We start from the raw sequence: 4,208 nt of genomic DNA, 5'->3' as shown, positions 1-4,208 counted from the left end.
GACCTGCGTGTTCGTGTCCGGCGAACTCGTCCAGCCCATCAGCGGCTCGACCTTGCGCGCGGCGGAGGCTTCGAATTCAAGCATCCACTTCTTCGTCTTGGCCTTGCCCGACTGCATGGCATTTCTCGACGGCTTGTAGATACGCGCGCGCGCCATTCCTTAAACTCCGTTCATCTGCCCGATAATCGGGGCAAAGTCTTGAAATCGCATTCTTATCGCCCCAAATCGGCCAGACTTGCAAGCGACAACCACACACCCCGGCGGCCGGTCCACGGTCGCGCTCCCTCCACCCCCAGCCAGACCCTGCCCGATCTACCCGAGTTCATAGAGGATTTGCCCGGCGGTCACGGCAGTGACACGTCAGAGACGTAAAATCCCATTCGTATCAGAGTAAGGAGGCCCCCAATGAACGAATACCTCGACCTTGCCTCTGCGACACGGCTTCTCAAGGCCAAAGGCTTCAATCCGCTCGATATCGAATGCGTACTCGACCTCACCGGCCCGCATCTGCGCAACGGCGTACCCCTCTGGCGTGCCGATCGGGTCGAACGACTGGCCAGCCGGGCCTACTGGCTGAGCCCCAAGGAAGTCGCGGCCTCGATGCCCGCCGCCGCCTGACCCGCCGATAGGACCCTCCCCGTTCCCCCGCGGGGAGGGTTTCCGGCCGGATTAGCTCGGATTGTCCAAGCTCAGCATGGCCTGGTTCTCGTCATAGGCGAATACCTCCGCGAAGCGGCCCCAGTTGATGACGCTTCTGAGCGTCTGCTCCGCCCATTCCTCCGACATCGCATCCTCGAGTTCCTCGGCGAAACGCGCATAGGGCGCCCGATGCGCCGGGCGCTCGTCCAGCACCCGCTTGATATGGGCGGCCAGCGGCACATGCGTGAGCAGGCGTTCGGCGAACATCTGCTTGCGTTCGTTCGGGCCCTCATTGGCAAAACGCGTGCCCGCCTCGGTCAACCGGATATCGCCGCCTTCGATCTCGGCGAAGCGCAGAAGCTGTAGCGTCTCACCGATGCTGAAAAGCGCGTCGGTCGTCATGCGCATATGCTCGGCGACCTGCGGCAGGTCAGCCTTGCCGTGATAGGGCGCGCCGGCGACCGCTTCGATGAGACCGGCGATCGAATTCGTCGAGACGCGCGGCAGGATCATGTCGATGCCGCCGCCGGAAAAGGCCGGCATGGCGCCGGTCGCCTGCGCCTTGGCCGGCATGGTCATCCGCTCGTAGATGCTGTCCACCAGCCAACGGAATTTCGGATCGAGGCGGTTACGCGGCCGCTGGATGTCGACCGGAATTTCGGCGATGACACGACCCGGATTGGACGAGAAGAGGAGAATGCGGTCGCACATCAGCACCGCCTCCTCGATGTTGTGGGTCACGAGCAGGATCGACTTGATCGGCATCCGGCCTTCGGACCAGAGATCGAGCAGATCGGTGCGCAACGTTTCGGCCGTCAACACGTCGAGCGCCGAAAAAGGCTCGTCCATCAGCAGCAGATCGGGGTGGACGACCAATGCCCGCGCGAAGCCGACGCGCTGGCGCATGCCGCCGGAAAGCTCCTTGGGATAGGCGCTTTCGAAGCCGTCGAGGCCGACGAGGTCGATCGCCTCGAGCGCGCGCTTGTGCGCCTCCTCCTTCGGAATCTGCAGGGCGTCGAGGCCGAGCTGCACGTTCTGAAGAACGGTGAGCCAGGGAAAGAGCGCGAAGGTCTGGAAGACCATGGCGATGCCTTCGGCCGGCCCGTCGATCGGCGCGCCGAGAAAGCGCGCCTCGCCGCCCGTCGGCTCGATGAGCCCGGCCATGATGCGCAGCAGCGTCGATTTGCCGGAGCCCGAACGTCCGAGCAACCCGACGATCTCGCCCTCCTTGAGCGTCATATCGACATCGTCGAGAACGGTGAGCTCGCCGCCCGAGGGACGTGGGAAGGCCTTTCTGACGTCCTTTACCTCGAGAACGTTTTTCGTCTGCAGTGTCGTCGCCATGGCCATGGGGACCTCCTTCAGATCATGCGCAGACGGCGTTCCGCGAAATTATGCAGCGGACGCCAGACGAGCCGGTTGAACACGGTCACGAACACAGCCATCACCATCACGCCGAGAATGATGCGCGGGTAATCGCCCGCCACCGTCGCCTTGGCGATATAGGAGCCGAGGCCGTTCGCCTCGAGCCGCGTGTTTCCCCAGACGACGAGTTCGGCGACGATGCTCGCGTTCCACGAGCCGCCCGTCGCAGTAAGACCGCCGGTGATGAAATAGGGGAAGATGCCGGGCAGCATCACCTTGAACCACCAGTGCCGCCCGCCGACGCGGAAGTTCGCGGCGGCGTCGCGCAGATCGTTCGGGAAGGCGCTCGCACCGGCGATCACGTTGAAGAGGATGTACCACTGCGTGCCGAGGATCATCAGCGGGCTCAACCAGATGTTCGGGTTGAGCTGGAAGTGGAGGATGCCGACGACGGCGACCGGAAAGAGAAGGTTTGCTGGAAAGGCCGCAAGGATCTGAGCGATCAGTTGCAGCCGCATGGCGAGCCGTGGACGCAGGCCGATCCAGACGCCGATCGGAACCCAGACGAGGCTCGCAAGCGCGACGAGAACGATCACCCGGATCATCGTCATCAGGCCGAGGTTGAAGGCGGTCAGCACTTCCACGAGGTCGACGCGGCCGGCGAGTTCACCGTAAAGGGCGTACAGGCCATAGGCGCCGACCAGCCCCCAGACGCTCCACCACACCACACCCCAGAGAAGGCTCGCCCAGCGCTTCTGCGCCGCCGAGCGCCGCCAGCGCCAACGACCCAGGGTGAGCGGCGCATGGGCGACGCTCGTGAAACCGGCCTGCACGGGGATCAATGCGAGCTGCACCAGACGCGCCCGGTTCAACACGCGGAGCAGCCAGACGCCGGGCACGTCCTGCCCCATGGTCTGCTCGAAGCGGAACTTCTGCGCCCAGGCGACGAGGGGGCGGAACAGGAGCTGGTCGTAAGCCAGAATGACGACGAGCATCGCGCCGACCGCGTAGAAGACGGCGGCGAGGTCGCGCCGCTCGATCGCCAGCGCCACATAGGAGCCGATGCCCGGCAGGGTGATCGTCGTGTTGCCGACCGAGATCGCTTCCGACGCGACGATGAAGAACCAGCTCCCCGACATCGACATCATCATGTTCCAGACAAGGGCCGGCATGGCGAAGGGCACTTCGAGCCGCCAGAAGCGCTGCCAGCCTGACAGGCGGAACGCCCTGCTCGCTTCGTCGAGGTCCGATGGGATCGTGCGCAGCGACTGATAGAAGCTGAAGGCCATGTTCCAGGCCTGGGCGGTGAAGATCGCGAAAATCGCCGCGCATTCGGCGCCCGCGACGCTGCCTGGAAAGAGCGCCATGAAGCCGACGACCGTGAAGGACAGGAAGCCCAGCACCGGCACCGACTGCAGCACGTCGAGGATCGGGATCAGCACGGCGCCCGCGCGGCGGCTCTTCGCGGCGGCGGTCGCATAGGTGAAGGTGAAGAGAAGCGAAGCGCCGAGCGCGGCGAACATGCGCAGCGTGGTTCGGAGCGCATATTCGGGCAAGGCCCATGGCGAGAGTGAAATCTGCGCCTTGGCGGCGCTCGCCAGCGGCGCCCCCATCTGCTGCGCGCCATAGACGATGAGGGCAAGCGTACCAGCGACGAGACAGAGCGCGATGCCGTCCCAGGGCGACGGCGTCAGGCGCTCGCGTCGGGCCACCGAGATGGTTGAAATCTCGGTCATGGCCGCACCGCCGGCGCAACCGCGTCAGCCGCAAACCGGCCGTCGAAAACCGCCCGCCCGGGCGGCGAAATCGCAAAAAAGGAGATATCCATGATCGCCTCGCACGGGCCAGCGAGAACTGCCCGTGCGAGGGAGGCGGAACCCGCCTCCGGCCGCATCAGGTTCAGCCCCGCAGGCCCAACCGACTACTGTCGCCGTCCATCTTTTCCTCATCGAGCTTCGGGGCGGACGCCCCGTCGTCGGAGCCCGTATAGGCCCGTGCGCCGAAGCGGTCAATCGCAGTGCAACAAGACCCAGGCTTAATTTTCATTTAGCCGGTCGGCGGGCGCTGCCGGTCCAGGTAAGCCCCGCGGTTGCGGCTCAGGCCCTTCCCGGTGTATTGGGAAGCCGTCGGGGCGTAGCGCAGCCTGGTAGCGCATCTGCTTTGGGAGCAGAGGGTCGGGAGTTCGAATCTCTCCGCCCCGACCA

The 4,208-nt window shown here is 64.9% G+C and carries 4 protein-coding genes and 1 tRNA gene; 2 read left to right on the top strand and 3 right to left on the bottom strand.

Annotated features, from left to right (window positions below; all coding sequences use genetic code 11):
- On the bottom strand, positions 1-156 hold a 156-nt coding region (locus VMR03_RS02875), incomplete at its 3' end, for an NADH dehydrogenase ubiquinone Fe-S protein 4 (RefSeq protein ID WP_325402094.1).
- 249 nt (positions 157-405) lie between these two features.
- On the opposite strand from VMR03_RS02875, the gene VMR03_RS02870 reads away from it, so the two are divergent.
- Positions 406-618 (top strand): hypothetical protein, encoded by a 213-nt coding sequence (locus VMR03_RS02870; RefSeq protein ID WP_325402090.1) that lies wholly within the window; start codon positions 406-408, stop codon positions 616-618.
- 51 nt (positions 619-669) lie between these two features.
- Here VMR03_RS02870 and VMR03_RS02865 read toward each other — a convergent pair whose 3' ends face one another.
- On the bottom strand, positions 670-1,983 hold the full coding sequence (locus VMR03_RS02865) for a nitrate/sulfonate/bicarbonate ABC transporter ATP-binding protein (protein ID WP_325402092.1): 1,314 nt from the start codon (positions 1,981-1,983) through the stop codon (positions 670-672).
- 17 nt (positions 1,984-2,000) lie between these two features.
- The gene (locus VMR03_RS02860; protein WP_325402088.1) at positions 2,001-3,740 is read right to left on the bottom strand and encodes an ABC transporter permease subunit; all 1,740 of its coding nucleotides are present in this window, start codon (positions 3,738-3,740) and stop codon (positions 2,001-2,003) included.
- A gap of 391 nt (positions 3,741-4,131) precedes the next feature.
- On the opposite strand from VMR03_RS02860, the gene VMR03_RS02855 reads away from it, so the two are divergent.
- Positions 4,132-4,208, top strand: a tRNA-Pro gene (locus VMR03_RS02855).

The organism is Parvibaculum sp. (genome assembly GCF_035511255.1).
GTDB lineage: Bacteria > Pseudomonadota > Alphaproteobacteria > Parvibaculales > Parvibaculaceae > Parvibaculum.
The sequence above is the reverse complement of the archived record's forward strand: the minus strand, read 5'-3'. Positions and strand labels throughout refer to the sequence as shown.